Here is a 20,365-nt window from a genome sequence, read left to right on the forward strand (position 1 = left end):
ATGAATGCAGAAGACTTGAAAATTACTGATAATGAATTCCAGAGACAGTTCGAAACCACTGTTGATCATGAACTCGCCACCATCGAATACGCTCAGCAGGAGCGCAAAATCTTTCTTACAAAGCTAATAATGTCAGACGCGCTCAAAGAGAAGGGTTACGATGAGGCTTTCATTAAAAAAGTACTGGATGAATTAAAAGAACGCAATACCCGGGTAATGCCCACCAGCCCCGAAATCGTAAAATATATGCGAAAAAACCGGCGAAAATATAAGGATTTGCTTCCGGTAGGTATAAATATTTAGATAGCCACTTTTTCTGGCATAAATTCAAAACGCACCAGGCCATCTTCATCGATAGAATTTAGCTTGATTTCGCGCAGGGTATTTACCAACCCGGGATCCCAGGGCGCTTTTACTTTTACATAATTTTCGGTAAACCCGTGAATATACCCCTGTTTATTCTCGCCTTCAAAAAGCACGCTATGCACAGTATTTAACTGACTTTCATAAAAAGCCCTGCGCTTTTTAGCAGAAAGACCACGAAGCATTTTGCTGCGTTTCTTTCGAACCTTTACAGGAACCACTCCCTGCATTTCGGCAGCCGGAGTATTATCTCTTTCAGAATAAGTAAAAACGTGCAGGTAGGAAATATCGAGTTCATTCAGGAAATTATAGGTCTCCAGGAAATGCTCGTCGGTTTCTCCCGGGAAGCCTACGATCACATCTACCCCAATGCAGGCCTGGGGCATAATTCTTTTAATTTGCTCTACCCGGTCTACGTAGAGTTCCCGCAGGTAGCGGCGTCGCATTAATTTTAAAATATCATTGCTTCCGCTTTGTAAGGGAATATGAAAATGAGGCACGAAAGTGCGGCTTTGAGCTACAAAATCTATGGTCTCATTTTTCAACAGATTTGGTTCTATAGAAGAAATTCGCAGGCGCTCAATTCCATCAACTTCATCTAAAGCTTTAACCAGATCTAGAAAAGTATGTTCGTGTTTTTTGTTTCCGAATTCACCTTTGCCGTAATCCCCAATATTTACCCCGGTTAAAACGATCTCTTTTATTCCTTTTGCTGAAATTTCCGAAGCATTCTGCAAGACATTCTCCAGCTTGTCGCTTCGGGATATTCCCCGCGCCAGCGGAATGGTACAATAGGTACATTTATAATCGCAGCCATCCTGCACTTTAAGAAAAGCCCGGGTACGGTCTCCAAAGGAATAGGCTCCCACGTAAAAATCGGCATCATCTATCTCACAGGAATGCACCTCGCCCTTATCGTTTTTGCTGAGATCGTTAAGGTAATCGGTGATTTTAAATTTTTCGGTGGCTCCCAAAACCAAATCTACCCCCTCTACATCGGCGAGTTCTTCGGGTTTGAGTTGCGCATAACAACCCACGGCTACCACAAAAACATCATCATTAGCCTTTTGAGCCTGTTTTACTATTCCTTTAAAACGTCTATCGGCATTCTCGGTCACCGAACAGGTATTGATTACGTAGATGTCGGCTTTTTCTTCAAAATCTACCCGTTGAAAACCTTCATCTTTAAAAGACCTTGCGATCGTAGAGGTTTCTGAAAAATTAAGTTTACAACCCAGGGTGTAAAAAGCCACTTTTTTAGTATTCATCACCTGCCTGTTTCTGTTGTTATGCTGTTTTTTAGGGCTGCAAATATACCAACTTTAATCTGTTCTGGAAAATTGATAGCCAATAGCTCTCCCAAGTTTTAGTATCTTTCCTAAAAATATATAATTATGGGCTTTGGAGGAAGCACTAGCGGCGCCAATGTTATAATGAAAAATAACCGCCGACCCAGAAAATCTAAAACCGATAAATACCAAAAAGTAACCGGCTCAGGGCTTCAGGGTATTGGCACAGAAAAAAGCGATCCTGAAAAACTGAAGGAAATAAGTCAAAGGCTTCAGCTTCAGAATAAAAAAAGACAGCAAAAATTATTACTAATTCTTGCTGTCCTTGGCGTTTCTATATTACTGATATTTTTCTTTTTGCTTAGCTAAAATCTGCGGTATTTTGAAGTTTCTTCAAATACATGTTCCAGTATTTCTTTGTCTTCTTCTGAAAATTCCTGCTCTCTTCTTTTCATCACAATTTCGGCCACCTCGAATGCTTTTCGAGTCTGGTAGGTGCTCATTCCGGCACTCCCCCCCCAACTGAAGCTAGGCACGAAATTTCTGGGAAATCCGGCGCCAAAGATATTTGCACTTACGCCTACGACTGTACCGGTGTTAAACATAGTATTGATCGCACATTTGCTGTGATCTCCCATCATAAGCCCGCAGAACTGAAGCCCTGTTCTGGCAAAACCTTCGGTTTCATAATCCCACAGTCGCACCTCGGCATAATTGTTCTTGAGATTGGAGTTATTAGTGTCGGCACCCAGGTTACACCACTCCCCCAATACCGAATTCCCCAAATAGCCTTCGTGGCCTTTGTTGGAATTGGCAAACATCACCGCGTTGTTTATTTCTCCACCGCCACGACAATGAGGCCCAAGGGTGGTGGGCCCGTATATTTTAGATCCCATTTTCAGTACAGCTCCTTCACAAAGCGCCAATGGTCCCCGAATTAAACAGCCTTCGAGAATTTTTGCATTTTTACCTATATATATAGGTCCTGTGGAGGCATTTAGCGAAGAATTTTCTACTTCGGCCCCTTCTTCTATAAAGATAGCTTCCGTATTTTTTACAAAATTTGAATCTGGTATGGGCTGACTTTCCCGGTCGCGGGTAAGCATTTCAAAATCGGCAGCAATGGCTTCAGCGTTTTTTGAGAAAATATCCCAGGTATGTTTTACCTGGATAACCCCTTCGGAAAGCTCTAAATGCTCGAAGTTTTCAAAGTCGACTTCCTGGTCTTCATAGTGATGAAAGGCAACTACTTCTTCTTCAAAAAAAATAGCCTGATTAGGTTTTAAATTCTGAATTTGCTCCAGGAATGCCGGGTTGGGAAGAAAGGAAGCATTGATCATGATATTCTCTTCCAGTTCTACCATTGGCCATTTTCCCGAAAGGTAATCTTCGGTTACCGTAGAGGTGGTCGAGCCCAGCAAGTGTTCCCATTTTTCCCTGATGCTTAGTATTCCAATACGAATATCGGCCACAGGTCGGGTAAAGGTAAACGGCAACAGCTGCTTTCTGGCAGGGCCGTCAAATAATATATAATTCATCCGCACTTATTTAAGCCCAAAGTTACACGTAAAATTAATTTGTGAAAAATTCAGGTTTTAAATTGAAGTTAAAGAAACAAAAAAGGCTGCCATTTGGCAGCCTTTAGCTTGTATATACTGGTAGAAATTACTTTTTGAATTTCTTGTACTTGTTCTTGAATTTATCAATACGACCTGCACTATCCACCAATTTGGTTTGCCCGGTATAGTAAGGGTGTGAGGTTCTTGAAATTTCCAATTTCACCAATGGATACTCAGTTCCATCAACTTCAATGGTTTCTTTGGTGTTAGCGGTAGATTTGGTGATGAATACATCTTCGTTAGACATATCTTTAAATGCTACCAATCTATAATTTTCCGGATGGATTCCCTGCTTCATCGCTTTGTTCTTTTTATTTTCGAGCTGCAAATTTAAGCATTTACATTATAAATCCAACAGGGAAAGTAAAAAAATTTAAAATCATCCTTCAATGTAACGATTTGCTATATTTGCTTACTAATCCAGGTATAACCAATCAATTATTTAAAAATGGAGAAATCAATTAAATCAGTTGCGACAGCTTATGGCACTTACCTGGCTATTTTATTAGTTATATTAACTGTTTTAGCTTACGCCTTCGACCTAAGTCTATTTAGTACTTGGTGGTTTGGTATTGCATTATTAGTTATAATTATTATTCTAGGAATAATTAGTGTATTTAAAGCAAAGAAAGCAAGTACTCAATTATTTACATTTAAATCTGCCTTTTCAGCGTATTTTCTTACTGTGTTTATTGGAACATTTATTTCAGTATTATTTTCAATACTACTTTTCAATGTTATTGACACTGAAGCTTCACAAGTTATTTTGGAAAATACCATGGAGTCAACCCGGGGAATGTTAGAAAGGTTCGGAACTCCGCAAACTGAAATAGATAAAGCTCTTACAGAAATGCAAAATCAAGATAATTACGGACCTGTTCAACAACTTAAAGGCTATGCCTTCCAATTGGTGTTCTTTGCAGTAATTGGTCTATTTATCGCGCTAATCTTTAGAGAAAAAGACCCTAATAAAATTTAATAAATGCAGATATCGGTCGTTATACCTTTACTCAACGAAGAACAATCTCTGGCAGAACTTTATAATTGGATCGCAAAAGTATTGCGGTCCAATTCCTTTTCTTATGAGATCATTTTCATAGATGATGGCAGTACCGATAATTCCTGGAATACAATAGAAGCTTTAGCTCAAAACGATGAAGCCGTAAAAGGCATAAAATTTAACCGAAACTACGGGAAATCCCAGGCATTGCACGCCGGTTTCCTGGAAGCCCGTGGCGAGGTGGTGATCACTATGGATGCCGACCTGCAGGATAACCCTGAAGAAATTCCCGAACTCTACGACCTGGTAAAAAATAAAGGCTACGATCTGGTTTCGGGCTGGAAAAAGAAGCGCTATGACCACGTGCTTACCAAAAACTTACCTTCCAAACTCTTTAATGCCGCAGCCCGAAAAACTTCAGGTGTAAAACTGCATGATTTTAATTGCGGCCTTAAGGCTTATCGCAAAGAGGTGATTAAAAATATAGATGTGTATGGCGAGATGCATCGCTACATTCCGGTTTTGGCTAAAAATGCAGGTTTTTCCAGAATCACCGAAAAGGAAGTACAGCACCAGGCTCGTAAATACGGGAAAACCAAATTTGGAGCAGAACGCTTTATCAATGGATTTCTGGACCTTATAAGCATTTGGTTTTTATCCAAATTTGGAAGGAGACCTATGCACCTCTTTGGAGCCCTGGGCGTGCTAATGTTTCTCTTCGGATTCATCTCGGCCGGTTGGATTGGTATTTCCAAACTCTGGAAAATGTATCATAATGAGCCCAATATTCTGGTAGCCCTAAATCCCTGGTTTTATATTGCCTTAACGGTGATGATTATCGGCTCCCAGTTATTCCTCGCCGGTTTCCTGGGCGAATTGATCTTAAGATCGAAAAGAGAGAAAGACCGCTATCTGATTAAGAAAACCACCCCGAATTTATAATTCTTTTAAGGCTATAATCCGTATTTTTGCCTTAACAAACCAATTATTATGTCTGAAATTAAACCTGAAATTCTTTCCAGGGCCAAAACCTGGCTTAAGGATATATTCGATAGCGAGACCCAAACCCAGATCAATCATTTAATCGAAAACGATCCTACCGAATTAGAGGAGAGTTTTTATAAAAATGCGGCCTTTGGAACCGGAGGAATGCGCGGGATAATGGGTGTTGGTCCTAATCGCATCAATAAATATACGCTGGGAAGAAATACGCAGGGGCTTTCCAATTTATTAAAGGAAGAATTTTCAGGTGAAAAAATTAAGGTAGCCATCGCTTATGACTGCCGTCGAAATTCAAAAGAACTTGCCAGAACTGTAGCAGAGGTTTTTTCAGCAAATGATATTGAGGTTTATCTTTTTTCTGAACTGCGACCTACCCCCGAGCTTTCTTTTGCTGTAAAATATTTAGATTGCCAGGCCGGGATCGTGCTCACCGCCAGCCATAATCCACCCGAGTATAACGGTTACAAAGTGTACTGGCAGGATGGAGGACAGTTAGTGCCGCCCTACGACGCGAAACTTATTAAGATCATCAATAATTTAGAATTTGAAGAAATCAACTTCAAAAAGAAAGAAGATTTAATTCATTTTATCGACGCTGAAGTAGACGAGGCTTTTATAAAGGCTTCAGTAGATAACGGAAGCTTTGACACATCACAAAGCGCTAAAGACAACCTTAAAATAGTTTTTACTTCTTTGCACGGAACTGCGATCAAATCTAATCCTGCAGTTTTGGAACGCGCCGGTTATAAAAATGTTTATCAGGTGAAGGAACAGATGGAACCTAACGGTGAATTTCCCACCGTTGTTTCCCCTAACCCCGAAGAACCTGAAGCCCTTAAAATGGCTCTCAAGCTGGCCGAAGAAAAAAATGCCGATATCGTTATTGGCACCGATCCCGATGCCGATAGATTAGGGGTGGCCGTACGGGACCTTAATGGAAAAATGATTTTGCTTAATGGAAATCAAACCATGTTGGTGATGACCTGGTTTTTGCTGGAGCAATGGAAAAAGCAGGGCAAATTATCTAAAAAATCATTTGTGGCTTCTACCATCGTTTCCACCCCAATGATGAAAAATATCACCGAAGCTTTTGGTGCCCAATATCACGAGGTACTCACCGGGTTTAAATGGATCGCGAAATTGATAAAAGATAATCGGCAGTTGGATTTTGTTGGTGGTGGTGAGGAAAGTTTCGGGTTTATGGTAGGCGATTTTGTGCGTGATAAAGATGCCGCTACTTCTACTCTACTGGCCTGTGAAATTGCGGCACAAATGAAAGCTGCCGGAAGCTCCTTCTATAAGCAATTGCTTCAGCTATATAAAGATTATGGCCTATACCGTGAAGAATTAATTTCACTGGTTAAAAAAGGAATTCAGGGAGAGGCAGAAATCAAGCAAATGCTGGTGGACCTTAGAGAAAACCCCTGGAAAGAGATAGACGGTGAAAAAGTGGTGCTGGTAGAAGATTATCAAACTTCCCTGGCTAAAAATCTTCAGGAAAATTCAGAAACAAAAATTGATATTCCGCAGTCTAACGTGTTGATTTATTATACTGAAAATGGCACCAAAATAGCTGCCAGGCCCAGCGGGACAGAGCCGAAGATCAAATTTTACATCAGTGTAAATTCCAAACTCGATTCGATTGAAAATTTCGATGCTGAAAACCAAAAACTGGCCAATAAAATTTCACGTATAAAAGCAGAGTTACAACTGGGATAATAACATATGTCATATTTTAAAAAGGTTATTCAATTCGCTGCGCCCTATAAGCAGTACGCGATTTTGAATATTATTTGCAATATTTTTTACGCGCTTTTCAGCACATTATCGTTTATCGCGTTAATCCCTGTAATTCAGGTTCTCTTCGACCAAACCCAGCGGGTGTATGAAAAACCTGTTTATACCGGCCTGGCCGATATCAAAGATTATGGGATTGAATATTTCAACTACCACGTAAGTATGCGGGTGGCCGAAGACGAAATTTCGGCCCTGCTTTTTATCTGCGGGATAGTAGTTCTCTTATTTTTTCTGAAAAATATCTTCGGCTACCTGGCTGCTTTTTTTCTTACTTTTTTGAGAAATGGCGTGTTACGTGATCTGAGGAATGCGATTTATGCAAAAATCATTGAATTGCCGGTTTCTTATTTTTCTGAAAAACGCAAAGGCGACAGTATTTCAAGGATTACGGCCGATGTGAATGAAGTACAGTACTCCTTTCTATCAATTTTAGAGCTTATAGTTCGCGAGCCCTTAACCATCATCTTCACCATTATCGCGATGCTGGTAATGAGCCCTCAATTAACCCTGTTCGTTTTTATCTTTTTACCGGTTTCCGGATTTATTATTTCGCTAATCGGAAAAAGCTTAAAACGACAATCGCACCGGGCACAGGAAGAAAACGGGCATTTTTTGAGCATTGTAGAGGAAACGCTTTCGAGCTTAAAAATCATTAAAGGATTTAATGCTGAAGCTAAATTCCGCGGAAAATTCGAAGAATCTACAAATCGCCTAAACGGAATTTTAAACCGACTTGTTAACCGGCAAAACCTTGCCTCTCCTGCCAGTGAATTTTTGGGAATTTTCGTGATCGTGGTAATTCTTTGGTTTGGCGGAAATATGGTATTGGTAGAAGGCAGTCTTGAAGCCGCAACTTTTATTGCGTTTCTGGGTCTTGCCTATAACATCCTCACTCCGGCCAAACAAATTTCAAAAGCCTCATACAGCGTTAAAAAAGGAAATGCAGCAGCCGAACGAATTTTGGAAGTTTTGGAAACCCCTTCCAATCTCACCGATGCTCCCAATGCCCGGGAAAAAACCAGCTTTGACAGTAATATTAAAGTTGAAAATATAAGTTTTGCCTACGAGGAAGAAAAAGTCCTTAAGAACTTTAGCCTGGAAGTTCGCAAAGGTGAAACCGTAGCCCTGGTAGGTCAATCGGGAAGCGGAAAATCTACCATCGCCAATTTGCTTACGAGATTTTACGATGTAAATGAGGGAAGTATCTCAATAGATGGAACCGATATAAGAGAAATTAAAAAGGCCAGCTTAAGAGATTTAATGGGACTGGTTACTCAAGATAGTATACTTTTTAATGATAGCATTCGAAACAATATAAACCTTGGTAAAAGCGATGCCAGCGATGAAGAAATAATCGAGGCATTAAAAATTGCAAATGCCTGGGAATTTGTAAAAGATCTGCCTAAAGGTTTAGATACCAATATTGGAGATAGCGGAAACAAACTTAGCGGAGGCCAAAAGCAAAGGCTCTCGATTGCCAGGGCGGTCTTAAAGAATCCGCCAATTATGATTTTAGATGAGGCTACCTCTGCCCTGGATACCGAAAGCGAGAAACTGGTACAGAAAGCCCTGGAAAATATGATGAAAAACCGCACCTCGGTAGTCATTGCGCACCGGCTAAGTACCATACAAAATGCCGATAGAATCGTAGTAATGCAACGAGGAGAAATTGTAGAACAGGGGAGGCATAATGAGCTTTTGACCAAAGATGGAACTTACCGCAAATTAGTAGAAATGCAAAGCTTCGATTAAGCGCATAAAAAAATGGATAAAGCAGGGCTCATCCATTTTTTAGTTATTTCCATCTTGGGGCAAATGAAAATAAAAAGAGATTTAAATCTAATCTTGTTTGGGGCAAAAAAGGTTTAAATCATTATTGTGTGGTAAATGTAAAATAAAAAATCATTCCCACAAACTTAAAAGGTATAAATTGGCGATTTTTAGCTACCTCTTATCGATTTTTTAACAAATGTCGAGATTACAATTCCTACAAAATTAAACTGCAAATTCTGCTTTAAACTTTTATGTACATTTACTGTCATAGCATTTAGACTACTAATACCGAAAATTTATTTTTTTTGAATCCGTCTGAAAATCAATTAATCCAACGTTTGCAGGAAGATAGCTCCGCTCAGGAAGCCTATCGGGAATTGATTGGCCTTTATAAAGAACGCCTCTACTGGCATATACGAAATATGGTGAAGGACCACGACGACACTCACGACGTCTTGCAAAACACTTTTCTTAAAATTTTTAAAAATATAGCTCAGTTTAAAGGAGAGAGCCAGTTATACTCCTGGATGTATCGAATTGCTACCAACGAATCTCTAAATTTCATCAGCAAAAAGGCAAGGCGCTTAAAGATTACTTCAGAAGAATTACAGGAGCAGGTGATCAATAACCTTGAAAGCGATGTGTATTTCGAAGGCGAACGCATACAGTTATTATTGCAGAAAGCTATCGCCACTCTTCCCGCCAAACAACAGCAGGTGTTTAATATGAAATATTTCCAGGAATTAAAATACAGGGAAATGGCAGAGATTTTGGAGACCAGTGAAGGATCTTTAAAAGCTTCGTATCATATAGCCGCCAAAAAAATTGAAGAATACCTGAAGAGTAATTAAACCTTTAGATGAAAAAATAGTCAAAAGAGAAATGAAAAAGAACAGCTTGCCATATAAATCGGGTTTTAAAGTTCCGGAAAATTATTTCGAGGAGCTGGATTCTCAGTTAATGGAATTAAGCCCGAAATCTTCTTCAGAATTCAATAAACTTAAGGAGATAAAATCTTCCGGATTTAAAGTTCCTGAAAACTACTTTGAGAATCTTGAGGCCCACTTGCTTGATTTGACGACTAATTCTTCAGCTAAGCCTAAAGCTCTCGAGGCAGTGAACTCTTCAGGATTTAAAACCCCTGAGGCTTATTTTGAAAATCTCGAGGATGAGCTGTTGGCCAAACTTCCGAAGAAAAAACAGGGGAAACTTGTTCAGCTTTTCAACAAGGAAATTTTAGCTTATGCCGCTGCGATTGCAGCTATCGTTATGGCCCTGGGAGGTTCATTGTTTCTAAACAATAATCCCGTAACTACCTGGGACAATATAGAGCTATCAATTCTTGAGGATTATATTGAAGAAAACCGAATCGATTTTTCAACACAGGAGATATCGAGTTTTCTGTTTCAGGATGGCTACGTGATAGACCAAACCGAATTTAATTCGGTTTCTTCTGAAGCTGTTTTCGAATATCTGGACGATAATATGGAAGACCCCGATAATATTTTTGAATAACCTATGAAAAATATCCTACTTATAATTTTAATGTTTGCCGGTTTTTCTTTCCAGGCTCTTGCCCAGGATACCGATAAGCAAAAACAACGGGAGAAGATAAAAGCGCTTAAGGTGGCTTTTATTACCCAGGAACTTAACCTAAGCAATAAGACGGCACAACAATTCTGGCCTATCTATAATGCTTATGAAGAAAAAAAGCGTGAATTGCATCGCCGCGAACATATTGACCTTGGCAGTATAGAATGTATTAATGAAAGAGAGGCCAACGAAATGTTAGCCGAATATGTTCAGGTTGAACGCGAGGAGTATATCATTAAAAAACAGCTGTTTGAAGATCTCAGGAAAATTATCTCTGCCCAGGATATCATTAAACTACACAAGCTTGAAGATGAATTCCACAAAAAGCTTATTAGAGAGTACCGGGCAAGAAAGGAGAATGACAATAGAAACAACGAGGAAGAAGAATAAATTAAAAATTCATATTTAGATTTAGTTTTTTGGTTAGTTAGTAGCGAGTGTTCCGGATGGTTTTATACTGTTCGGAATACTTTTTTTAGCACCTACCTGAATTTTAATTTTGAGATTCGTCCTTTGCCGGCGGCGTAGGCTGTAGAGTCGTTTACAAATCTTAAAGTATAAAAGCCTTCCCCGCTAAGCTGCTCCCAGCTATGCCCCTGATCTTTTGAGTAGGAAATTCCGCTAAAACCAACAGCTAACAAATGCCGGCCTTCAGAATTTGGAACAAAGCCCACATAACTTTTATAACCCGGCTCCTGCCCTTCTGCGATAAGCTGCCAGGTTTTTCCGCCATCTATACTTATCGCTTTATTGCCAGAGTTTTCCTCTGGGGCGGTGTAATCTCCGCCAATTATAATTCCCAGGTTTTCATCGTAAAAATCTATGCTGTATCCGCCTTTGGTAGGTTCGCCCTGCGCAAGGGGCGTATCGAAAACCTCCCAGTTTTTTCCTTTATCGGCCGAATAATAAACCCGCGAACTCATCCCGCCCGAAATTATCCAGGTTTTATCTCCCTGTATGGCAATGTTGGAATTGCTGGCTGCAAAGGCAGCTTCCCCCTCTATTGCATTTGGCAATGATTCACAATTGAGTTTTTCCCAGCTATTTCCCCCATCTCGGGTAATGATTATAGACAAACAATTTCCGGTAGGGTCACCCATTGCGATACCTTCCTTATCATTCCAAAATTTCATAGCATCATAGAAAGCTTTAGGATCATTTTCCCTATAGACCAACTCCATCGCCCCGGTATCTCCGGTTTTGTAAAGCAAGGCAGGGCTGCCCACGCTAAGCACAAAGAAATCTTCTGAAGTACTGGCTACTGCACGAAATTCAGGTACATAACTACTGTCCTTTAAAACCCCGGTTTTCATCTGCCCGTTTTGAGAATTGTACAATCCATAGGTGCCATTATTTGCTGCAAAAGCCAGGTTGTTTCCAATAATTTCGATAGCCCGAATGCTTAAGGAATCATCTTCTAAAATATGTTCAATTTCTACGGAAGTATACTCTTTGATCCTGTTTTCGGTTGAAGTTTCCTTTTCATTTTTACACGAAATAATAAGCAATATAAGGACCAGCAGTTGAAGCTTTTTCATAATGGTAGTTTGGGGCAAAGATAAAGTTTTCAGCCTAAAAGAACGGGCAGGTAAATTTATGCTGCTCATTCATAACTTACAATTATCGGGCAAAAAAGCTTAGCTTTGCAGCCTTAAATTTTAATTATGCGCTTACACAGAAATCTGGTTTTTGCGACCATCGATGCACTTTCTGAAATTTTTAATGAGGGAGCCTATGCCGATAAAGTAATCGAGAAAACCCTGAAACGCGACAAACGTTGGGGAGCCCGGGATCGCAGCTTCATTGCAGAAACCACCTACGATATCGTTCGTTGGAAGCGTTTATATGCCGAAATTGCCGAAGTAAAAGAGCCTTTTGATCGTGAAAACCTGTTTAGGTTATTTACCGTGTGGGCCACATTAAGAGGAATCAAACTGCCCGACTGGCCACAATTTGAAGGAACCCCTACCCGACGAATTAAAGGAAAATTCGACAGTTTTAGCAAAGACCGTAAAATTCGTGAATCTATCCCCGATTGGTTAGACGAAACCGGAGTAAAAGAATTAGGTGAAAAAATTTGGGAAAAGGAAATCCACGCTCTTAACGAGCAGGCACCCGTAATAATTCGGGCTAACTCTCTAAAAACCACCCCCGCCAAATTACAGGCGATTTTAAAAGAGGAAGGCTTTGAAACTAAAAATATTAAAGGCTATCCCGAGGCTTTAGAATTAGTAGAGCGCGCTAATATCTTCAAAACACAGGCTTTTAGAGATGGTCTTTTTGAAGTGCAGGATGCCTCTTCTCAAAAAGTGGCTCACTTCCTGGAAGTAGAACCCGGAATGCGGGTGGTAGATACCTGTGCCGGTGCCGGTGGTAAAAGTTTACACCTGGCCGCACTTATGGAAAATAAGGGCGTGATTATCGCCACCGATATTTATGGCAATAAACTTAAAGAACTCAAACGCCGGGCGAAACGTGCGGGAGCACACAATATCGAGACCCGTCCTATAGATTCTACCAAGGTGGTGAAGAAAATGTATGGCACGGCAGATAGGGTACTTATCGATGCCCCTTGTAGCGGACTGGGAGTTTTAAGCCGAAACCCCGATGCCAAATGGAAGCTTCAGCCCGAATTTATTGAAAATCTTAAGCGCACCCAGGCAGAAATCCTGGAGCGCTATTCAAAAATTCTAAAACCGGGTGGTAAAATGGTCTATGCCACCTGTTCGGTATTACCTTCAGAAAATCAACAGCAGGTTGAGTTTTTCTTGAATTCAGATGCAGGGAAAGACTTTAAACTCATCAAAGATGAAAAAGTGCTTTCTTCTGAGTCGGGCTACGACGGATTTTATATGGCTTTACTCGAAAAAGCTAAGGTATAATTCCCACCAGGCGGTGATTAAAATTATCGATATGTTCAAAAACTCCGGTAATTTCGTCACCGCTTTCCAGTTTTTCCTCTAATTTGTCGCATAATGCGCCACATTCAATTTTAATTTCGTCAAGAATATAAAAGCCATCTACCGGCGAACCTGTAACATAACTTTCGGCTCCTGCCTCCCCAAAGGATCTTTGCAGTAATATTTGAAATTGCTCGCCTGCAGGCACCTGTTGCTTTCTTTGAATTCTGTGCAGGCGATACACAAAGCTGGAAGCATCGGCCGGCGGATTAATGATTTTCACTTTTCTAACTTTTAGGTCGTAGACATAACCCATTTCAAAAGTAAAACCTTCAATCTCATCGTAATGGTATTGCCATTGGTCATTTCCAATGCGATTTTTTTCCTGTACCAACATCACCATAACAGGGTCGAGACCCACCGCAGTATGTTTGTAGTGATTTACCCGAAGGTCGATGAGTTTATGATCTGGCCCGGCTTCAATCGTGCAACTGCCTAAAAGCAGACTAAGTAAGTAGAGATAAAATTTCATAACACTTCATTTAATTGGTTTCCATCAATTTAACAGCTTTTCCTGAGTATTGAAATACGGGTTTTTCTCAGGTTTTTGGATAGGGTTTTTCAGCCTGAAGCTTTAACCTATTTTGCCTTTATGAAAAACTACTATTTAATTTTTTTCATTTTTTTAATCGCCTGCAGTGATGAGGATCCCGCATTGGAATTTCTGGTAGACGGGAGTTCCCGGGCCTCAGATTTATTCTTTTCAGAATATATTGAAGGAAGCTCATTCAACAAAGCCCTTGAGATTGTAAATTTAACCGGAAACAGCCTGGACCTCTCAAATTATTCCATCAAAAAACAACAAAACGGCAGCGGAGACTGGATGAGCGAATTTAAACTCGAAGGAATGCTAAATGATGGAGATGTTTTCGTAATAGCCAATGCCAACAGCGACCTGGAAGATATCCTGGAAGCTGCCAATATTCTGAAAAATGGCGCTCCATTAGATTTTAATGGGAATGATCCTATTGGGTTGTTTAAAGATGGAAACCTCCTCGATGTGATTGGAGAATTTAATAATTCAGAAAATTTTGGAATGGATCTAAGTCTTCGCCGCAAAAAAAGTGCACAGGTGCCCAATACAAATTTTGATGCTGGCGAATGGGAAGTTTTTGAGATGAATACTACCAATGACCTCGGAAAATATTAGGCATAATCACGCAAATTGCAGACCCGGATTTTTATATTCTCAGGCCTCTTTTATTCTCCCGAAAAAACCTAAATTTGTGCTTTCTCAAACAACACAAAACAACTCGAATGATTCTTTTCTTCGGAACCAAGTCGGCCAGGGTCTATGCTGTAGAAACGCATACTAACCTAACGGCCCAGGACATCACTAAACTTAACTGGCTTTTTGGAAATACCCAACAACTCAACAAATCTGCCCTGGCAGATTTTTTTGTTGGCCCCCGTGCCGCGATGATTACCCCCTGGAGTACCAATGCAGTGGAGATCACCCAGAATATGGGAATTAAAGGTATCATACGCATTGAAGAATTTCTGAAGGTTGACCGCAATTTTCACGATTTCGACCCGATGCTGTCGCAAAAATATGAAGTGCTCGACCAGGATATTTTCGATATTCACATTAATCCCAATCCTATTATTGAGATTGAAGATATCGAAGCCTACAACCAGCAGGAAGGTTTAGCACTAAACGCCGAAGAAGTTGAATACCTTGAAGGCCTGGTCAAAAAACTGGGAAGAAATTTAACCGATTCTGAGGTATTCGGATTTTCTCAGGTGAATTCAGAACATTGCCGCCATAAAATTTTCAATGGAACATTTGTGATCGATGGTGAAGAGAAAAGCGAGTCGCTTTTTAAAATGATTAGAAAAACTTCCGAAGAAAATCCCAACGATATAGTTTCGGCTTATAAAGATAATGTAGCCTTCGTAAAAGGTCCACGGGTGCAGCAATTCGCACCTAAAAAGCCCGATGTGCCTGAATATTATGAAAATAAAGATTTCGATTCGGTAATCTCTCTTAAGGCTGAAACTCATAATTTCCCAACTACGGTAGAACCCTTTAACGGGGCTGCTACCGGGAGCGGCGGCGAGATTCGCGACCGGCTGGCAGGAGGAAAAGGTTCGCTTCCCCTGGCGGGAACTGCTGTCTACATGACCTCCTATTCCCGACTCGATAAAGATCGGAAATGGGAACACGGAATGGCCGAGCGCGAATGGCTCTACCAAACACCGATGGATATCCTTATAAAAGCCTCGAACGGAGCTTCAGACTTTGGAAATAAATTCGGGCAACCTCTAATTGCTGGTTCGGTTTTAACTTTCGAACACGCCGAGCACAATCGTAGCCTGGGTTATGATAAGGTGATTATGCTTGCCGGTGGTGTAGGCTACGGAAAAGCAGAACAGGCGCAAAAAGACATTCCTAAAAAAGGAGATAAAATCGTAGTGCTGGGTGGTGAGAACTACCGCATCGGGATGGGTGGAGCAGCCGTTTCATCTGCAGATACCGGCGAATTCAGCAGCGGGATCGAACTAAACGCGATTCAGCGATCTAATCCAGAAATGCAAAAACGCGCCGCCAATGCTATAAGAGGAATGGTGGAAAGCGAAGAAAACCCTATAGTTTCTATCCACGATCACGGTGCGGGAGGACATTTAAATTGTCTTAGCGAACTGGTAGAAGAAACTGGCGGGAATATAGATCTGGATGCACTTCCGGTTGGAGATCCAACCCTATCTGCCAAAGAAATTATCGGGAACGAATCCCAGGAGCGAATGGGACTGGTAATAGGTGAAAACAATCTTGAAATTCTTCGGAAGGTAGCCGACAGGGAGCGCTCCCCAATGTATGAAGTGGGCGATGTAACCGGAGATCATAAATTCACCTTTGAAGGAAAAAAATCGGGACAGAAGCCTATGGATTTAGACCTGGCCGATATGTTTGGCAGTTCTCCCAAAACGGTGATGACCGATAAAAAAGTGAACAGAACCTATGAAGAAGTGCATTATGCTTCCGATAAAATTTACGAATATTTAGAGAAGGTGCTGCAACTCGAGGCCGTGGCCTGTAAAGACTGGCTTACCAATAAGGTAGACCGCTGTGTTTCGGGGCGGGTAGCTAAACAGCAAACCGCAGGGCCTTTACAATTACCGCTTAACAATTGCGGGGTGATGGCTCTGGATTATAACGGAAAAGAAGGGGTGGCAACCTCTATTGGCCACTCCCCTGTCTCTGCCCTGGTTGATCCCGTAGCAGGGTCTAAAAATTCTATTGCCGAGGCGCTTTCCAATATCGTGTGGGCACCTCTTGAAAAAGGTCTGAAATCGGTTTCCCTTTCAGCCAACTGGATGTGGCCCTGTAATAATGAAGGTGAAGATGCCAGGCTTTATGAAGCCGTACAGGCGGTATCTGAATTTTCGATTTCCCTGGGAATTAATGTGCCTACCGGGAAAGACTCGCTATCGATGAAGCAAAAATATAAGGATGGCGAAGTAATTTCTCCCGGAACTGTGATCATTTCGGCTGCCGGGCATTCTAACGATATTTCCAAAGTAGTAGAACCAGTTTTACACAAAAATGGAGGTGATATTTATTATATCAACCTTTCTCAGGATTCTTTCAAACTCGGCGGATCTTCTTTTGCTCAAATTCTGAATAAGGTAGGCAATGAAGTGCCTACTATAAAAGACGACAAAAAGTTTAAAGATGCCTTTGCAGGCATTCAGCAACTGGTGAGAGAGGGTAAAATTCTTGCCGGGCACGATGTGGCTTCCGGCGGACTTATTACTACCCTGCTGGAAATGTGTTTTGCTGATGTGAACCTGGCTGCTGAACTGGACCTAGCCTCTTTAAATGAAAAAGATTCGGTTAAATTGCTTTTTAGCGAAAACTGCGGAATTGTATTTCAGTTACAAGATGCTTCAGCTGAAGCGATTTTGAAAGAACATAACATCGAATTCTTTAAAATTGGTAAGGTCGTGGAGGGCGATACGCTAAGCATCGAGAATTCCGGAGAAAAATTGAGTTTTAATATCCCCGGGCTCAGGGATATTTGGTATAAAACCTCTTTCCTTTTAGATAAAAAACAAAGCGGCATAGACAAAGCTACCGAGCGTTTTGAAAATTATAAAAATCAGCCGCTGGAATTTAAATTCCCTGAGAACTTTACCGGAAAACTCCCCTCCTTCGGAGGCCCCGGGGGAGGCATTAAAGCCGCGATCATTCGTGAAAAAGGCTCGAATTCTGAACGCGAGATGGCAAGGGCAATGCACCTGGCCGGCTTTGAGGTGAAAGACGTTCATATGACCGATTTGATTTCGGGCCGTGAAAATCTGGAAGATATTCAGTTTATCGCTGCCGTTGGCGGCTTCTCGAATTCAGATGTCTTAGGAAGTGCAAAGGGTTGGGCCGGAGCATTTTTATATAACGAAAAGGCAAAATCTGCCCTGGAGAATTTCTTCAAAAGAGAAGATACTCTATCACTGGGGGTTTGTAATGGGTGTCAGCTATTCATAGAATTAGGGCTAATCAATACCGATCACGAGCAGAAACCAAAAATGCTGCATAACGAATCTCATAAATTCGAATGTAATTTTACTTCAGTAGAAATTCAGGAGAATAACTCTGTAATGCTTTCGAATATGGCGGGAAGCAAACTGGGGATTTGGGCAGCACATGGTGAAGGGAAATTTAGTTTTCCTTATGAAGAAGATAAGTATGACATCCCGGCCAAATATGGCTATGAGGGATACCCTGCGAATCCAAACGGCTCTCACTACAATGCTGCAATGTTAACCGATAAGACCGGAAGACACCTGGTGATGATGCCTCATTTGGAACGTTCAACTTTCCCCTGGAACTGGGCGCATTATCCTAAGGGAAGAAAAGATGAAGTTTCTCCCTGGTTGCAGGCTTTTGTAAATGCAAGAGAGTGGTTTAAAAAATAAAATTTGAATCAAAACTTTTAATCCCGGCACTGTATAAGTACCGGGATTTTTTGTTAAAAGTTTATCGGTTCTGACTTAAAAATCATCGATTCTGTAACAGAAAATTAAATATGCATTAAAAAAACAAGCTTGTTTTAAAAAATCAATTTGAAATAGACCACTTTTTTGCTATTTTGCAAGGCATATCCTAATTCCAAACAAATGAATCAACCAACAAGACTTTTTGATTTTCCCTATTACCAAAAGGAAAATTTCCCCCTGGAGAAATCTTTAGTAACTAAATATAAAGGCCAATGGAAGGCTCTTTCTACCCAGGAATATATAGATCAGGCCAACGCCATTAGCCGTGGGTTGCTTAGCCTGGGGGTAAAACCCAATGATAAAATTGCAGTGATCTCCACAACTAACCGCACCGAATGGAATGTGGTTGATATTGGGGTTATGCAACTCGGAGCTCAAAATGTTCCTATCTACCCAACTATTTCTGAAGAAGATTATGAGTATGTAATCAACCACAGTGAAGCGATTTACTGTTTTGTATCAGATACTGAGGTGTTGGAAAAGGTTCGTAAAATTCAGCAAAACACTCAACTTAAAGAAGTTTACTGTTTTGATGAGATCCCGGGATGTAAGAATTGGACTGAGGTTTTAAAACTTGGGGAAGACAAAGCCAGTCAGGACGAGGTAGAAAAATTAAAAGAGGCTGTAAAACCTGAAGATTTGGCTACTTTAATCTATACTTCAGGAACTACCGGAAGACCGAAGGGGGTGATGCTCTCTCATAATAATATTGTAAGTAACGTGATTGGCAGTGCTACCCGGGTTCCGTTTGAAGTGGGTACTTATGTATCACTAAGTTTTTTACCGGTATGTCACATTTTTGAAAGAATGATTCTTTATCTATATCAATATTATTCGGTATCTATTCATTTTGCTGAATCTATCGAAAAGATAAGCGATAACTTAAAGGAAGTAAAACCGCACGTGATATCGGCAGTACCAAGATTGCTGGAAAAAGTATATGATAAAATCATCGCAAAGGGATCTGATCTTGGAGGAATAAAGCAGAAATTATTCTTCTGGGCGGTAGAATTAGGTTTGGAATTTGAACCTTACCGGGCCAATGGCTGGTGGTATGAAACCCGCTTATCCCTTGCGCGAAAACTTATTTTCTCAAAATGGAAAGAAGGTCTTGGCGGAAATATAGAACTTATAGTTTCAGGTTCGGCTGCCTTGCAGCCAAGGCTGGCAAGAGTTTTTGCGGCTGCTGAAATTCCGGTAATGGAAGGCTACGGGCTTACCGAAACTTCACCGGTAATCGCCGTAAACGACCAGCGAAACTATAACTTTAGAATTGGAACTGTTGGAAAACCAATTGAAAACGTAGAGGTGAAAATTGCCGAAGACGGTGAAATTCTTTGTAAAGGTCCTAATGTAATGCTGGGCTACTACAAAGAACCTGAAAAGACCAAAGAGGTAATTAATGGAGACGGATATTTTCATACAGGAGATATTGGGGAACTCGACAAAGACGGCTTCCTGAAAATCACCGACCGTAAGAAGGAGATGTTCAAAACTTCAGGAGGAAAATATGTGGCTCCTCAAATCATCGAAAATACGATGAAGCAATCCCGGTTTATAGAACAAATCATGGTGATTGGAGATGGAGAAAAAATGCCTGCAGCTTTGATCCAGCCAAATTTTGAATTCCTTCAGGAGTGGGCCAAGCGCAAAAATATCGACCTTGGTGACGGCTCTAATAAAGCCATTTCCGAAAACGACCAGGTAAAGCAAAGAATTCAGGAAGAAGTTGATTTCTACAATGAAAAATTCGGAAAATGGGAGAAAATAAAGGTGATCGAACTAACCCCGGAGGTTTGGGGAATTGAAGAAGGGCACCTCACTCCTACTATGAAACTTAAACGCCGAAATATCAAAGAAATCTACATAGATAAGTATAACAAAATCTATGGACATATTTAATTTATAAATATTTCCCGATTATAAGGTCTACCTCATAATTTATTAATTTCAAGTTAAACTCCCCGAAAT

General features: G+C 40.7%; 18 protein-coding genes. 13 read left to right on the forward strand and 5 right to left on the reverse strand.

Annotation, left to right across the window (positions count from 1 at the left end):
* The gene (locus ACW6QP_RS13570) at nucleotides 1-303 is read left to right on the forward strand and encodes an N-acetyltransferase (protein ID WP_457911410.1); all 303 of its coding nucleotides are present in this window, start codon (nucleotides 1-3) and stop codon (nucleotides 301-303) included.
* Here ACW6QP_RS13570 and mtaB read toward each other — a convergent pair.
* Nucleotides 300-1,631, reverse strand: a complete 1,332-nt coding sequence (gene mtaB / locus ACW6QP_RS13575; RefSeq protein WP_457911411.1) for a tRNA (N(6)-L-threonylcarbamoyladenosine(37)-C(2))-methylthiotransferase MtaB — start codon at nucleotides 1,629-1,631, stop codon at nucleotides 300-302. The genes ACW6QP_RS13570 and mtaB overlap by 4 nt on opposite strands.
* Nucleotides 1,632-1,757: 126 nt before the next feature.
* Here mtaB and ACW6QP_RS13580 point away from each other — a divergent pair, with 126 nt between their 5' ends.
* A complete protein-coding gene (locus ACW6QP_RS13580) occupies nucleotides 1,758-2,021 on the forward strand; it encodes a hypothetical protein (RefSeq protein ID WP_457911412.1) in 264 nt (87 codons plus the stop codon).
* Here the strand turns inward: ACW6QP_RS13580 and ACW6QP_RS13585 are convergent.
* Nucleotides 2,018-3,190, reverse strand: coding sequence for a GlmU family protein (locus tag ACW6QP_RS13585; protein WP_457911413.1), 1,173 nt, complete (start codon nucleotides 3,188-3,190; stop codon nucleotides 2,018-2,020). The genes ACW6QP_RS13580 and ACW6QP_RS13585 overlap by 4 nt on opposite strands.
* Nucleotides 3,191-3,317: 127 nt before the next feature.
* Entirely contained in the window at nucleotides 3,318-3,569 is a 252-nt protein-coding gene (locus ACW6QP_RS13590; RefSeq protein ID WP_093406431.1) for a type B 50S ribosomal protein L31, read from the reverse strand.
* 150 nt (nucleotides 3,570-3,719) lie between these two features.
* Between ACW6QP_RS13590 and ACW6QP_RS13595 the strand changes: the two genes are divergently transcribed.
* From ACW6QP_RS13595 to ACW6QP_RS13625, 7 genes are all read left to right on the forward strand, one after another.
* Nucleotides 3,720-4,250, forward strand: coding sequence for a DUF4199 domain-containing protein (locus ACW6QP_RS13595; RefSeq protein WP_457911414.1), 531 nt, complete (start codon nucleotides 3,720-3,722; stop codon nucleotides 4,248-4,250).
* A gap of 3 nt (nucleotides 4,251-4,253) precedes the next feature.
* Nucleotides 4,254-5,213 carry a glycosyltransferase family 2 protein gene (locus ACW6QP_RS13600; RefSeq protein WP_457911415.1) on the forward strand — a complete coding sequence of 320 codons (960 nt, stop codon included), beginning with the start codon at nucleotides 4,254-4,256 and terminating at the stop codon, nucleotides 5,211-5,213.
* Nucleotides 5,214-5,261: 48 nt separating this feature from the next.
* A complete protein-coding gene (locus ACW6QP_RS13605) occupies nucleotides 5,262-6,992 on the forward strand; it encodes a phospho-sugar mutase (protein WP_457911416.1) in 1,731 nt (576 codons plus the stop codon).
* A gap of 6 nt (nucleotides 6,993-6,998) precedes the next feature.
* Nucleotides 6,999-8,822: an ABC transporter ATP-binding protein gene (locus ACW6QP_RS13610; protein WP_457911417.1), complete on the forward strand. Its 1,824-nt coding sequence runs from the start codon at nucleotides 6,999-7,001 to the stop codon at nucleotides 8,820-8,822.
* A 326-nt stretch (nucleotides 8,823-9,148) separates the two neighbouring features.
* Complete coding sequence (locus tag ACW6QP_RS13615; protein WP_457911418.1) at nucleotides 9,149-9,694, forward strand: RNA polymerase sigma factor; 546 nt, start codon at nucleotides 9,149-9,151, stop codon at nucleotides 9,692-9,694.
* 31 nt (nucleotides 9,695-9,725) lie between these two features.
* Complete coding sequence (locus tag ACW6QP_RS13620; RefSeq protein ID WP_457911419.1) at nucleotides 9,726-10,358, forward strand: hypothetical protein; 633 nt, start codon at nucleotides 9,726-9,728, stop codon at nucleotides 10,356-10,358.
* A gap of 3 nt (nucleotides 10,359-10,361) precedes the next feature.
* Nucleotides 10,362-10,826, forward strand: a complete 465-nt coding sequence (locus ACW6QP_RS13625; protein WP_457911420.1) for a hypothetical protein — start codon at nucleotides 10,362-10,364, stop codon at nucleotides 10,824-10,826.
* Between the two features lie 92 nt (nucleotides 10,827-10,918).
* Here the strand turns inward: ACW6QP_RS13625 and ACW6QP_RS13630 are convergent, their stop codons facing one another.
* On the reverse strand, nucleotides 10,919-11,974 hold the full coding sequence (locus tag ACW6QP_RS13630) for a WD40/YVTN/BNR-like repeat-containing protein (RefSeq protein ID WP_457911421.1): 1,056 nt from the start codon (nucleotides 11,972-11,974) through the stop codon (nucleotides 10,919-10,921).
* A gap of 126 nt (nucleotides 11,975-12,100) precedes the next feature.
* Between ACW6QP_RS13630 and ACW6QP_RS13635 the strand changes: the two genes are divergently transcribed.
* Nucleotides 12,101-13,318, forward strand: a complete 1,218-nt coding sequence (locus tag ACW6QP_RS13635) for an RsmB/NOP family class I SAM-dependent RNA methyltransferase (RefSeq protein ID WP_457911422.1) — start codon at nucleotides 12,101-12,103, stop codon at nucleotides 13,316-13,318.
* On the opposite strand, the gene ACW6QP_RS13640 is transcribed toward ACW6QP_RS13635, so the two are convergent.
* Entirely contained in the window at nucleotides 13,308-13,868 is a 561-nt protein-coding gene (locus ACW6QP_RS13640; protein WP_457911423.1) for a DUF4377 domain-containing protein, read from the reverse strand. The genes ACW6QP_RS13635 and ACW6QP_RS13640 overlap by 11 nt on opposite strands.
* Nucleotides 13,869-13,988: 120 nt before the next feature.
* On the opposite strand from ACW6QP_RS13640, the gene ACW6QP_RS13645 reads away from it, so the two are divergent.
* The 3 genes from ACW6QP_RS13645 (at nucleotide 13,989) to ACW6QP_RS13655 (ending at nucleotide 20,296) form a co-directional block, all read left to right on the forward strand.
* The gene (locus ACW6QP_RS13645) at nucleotides 13,989-14,546 is read left to right on the forward strand and encodes a lamin tail domain-containing protein (RefSeq protein ID WP_457911424.1); all 558 of its coding nucleotides are present in this window, start codon (nucleotides 13,989-13,991) and stop codon (nucleotides 14,544-14,546) included.
* 74 nt (nucleotides 14,547-14,620) lie between these two features.
* Entirely contained in the window at nucleotides 14,621-18,313 is a 3,693-nt protein-coding gene (purL, locus tag ACW6QP_RS13650; protein WP_457911425.1) for a phosphoribosylformylglycinamidine synthase, read from the forward strand.
* Nucleotides 18,314-18,514: 201 nt separating this feature from the next.
* On the forward strand, nucleotides 18,515-20,296 hold the full coding sequence (locus ACW6QP_RS13655; RefSeq protein ID WP_457911426.1) for an AMP-dependent synthetase/ligase: 1,782 nt from the start codon (nucleotides 18,515-18,517) through the stop codon (nucleotides 20,294-20,296).
* Nucleotides 20,297-20,365: the final 69 nt, after the last annotated feature.

This window comes from Salegentibacter haimaensis (assembly GCF_054121495.1).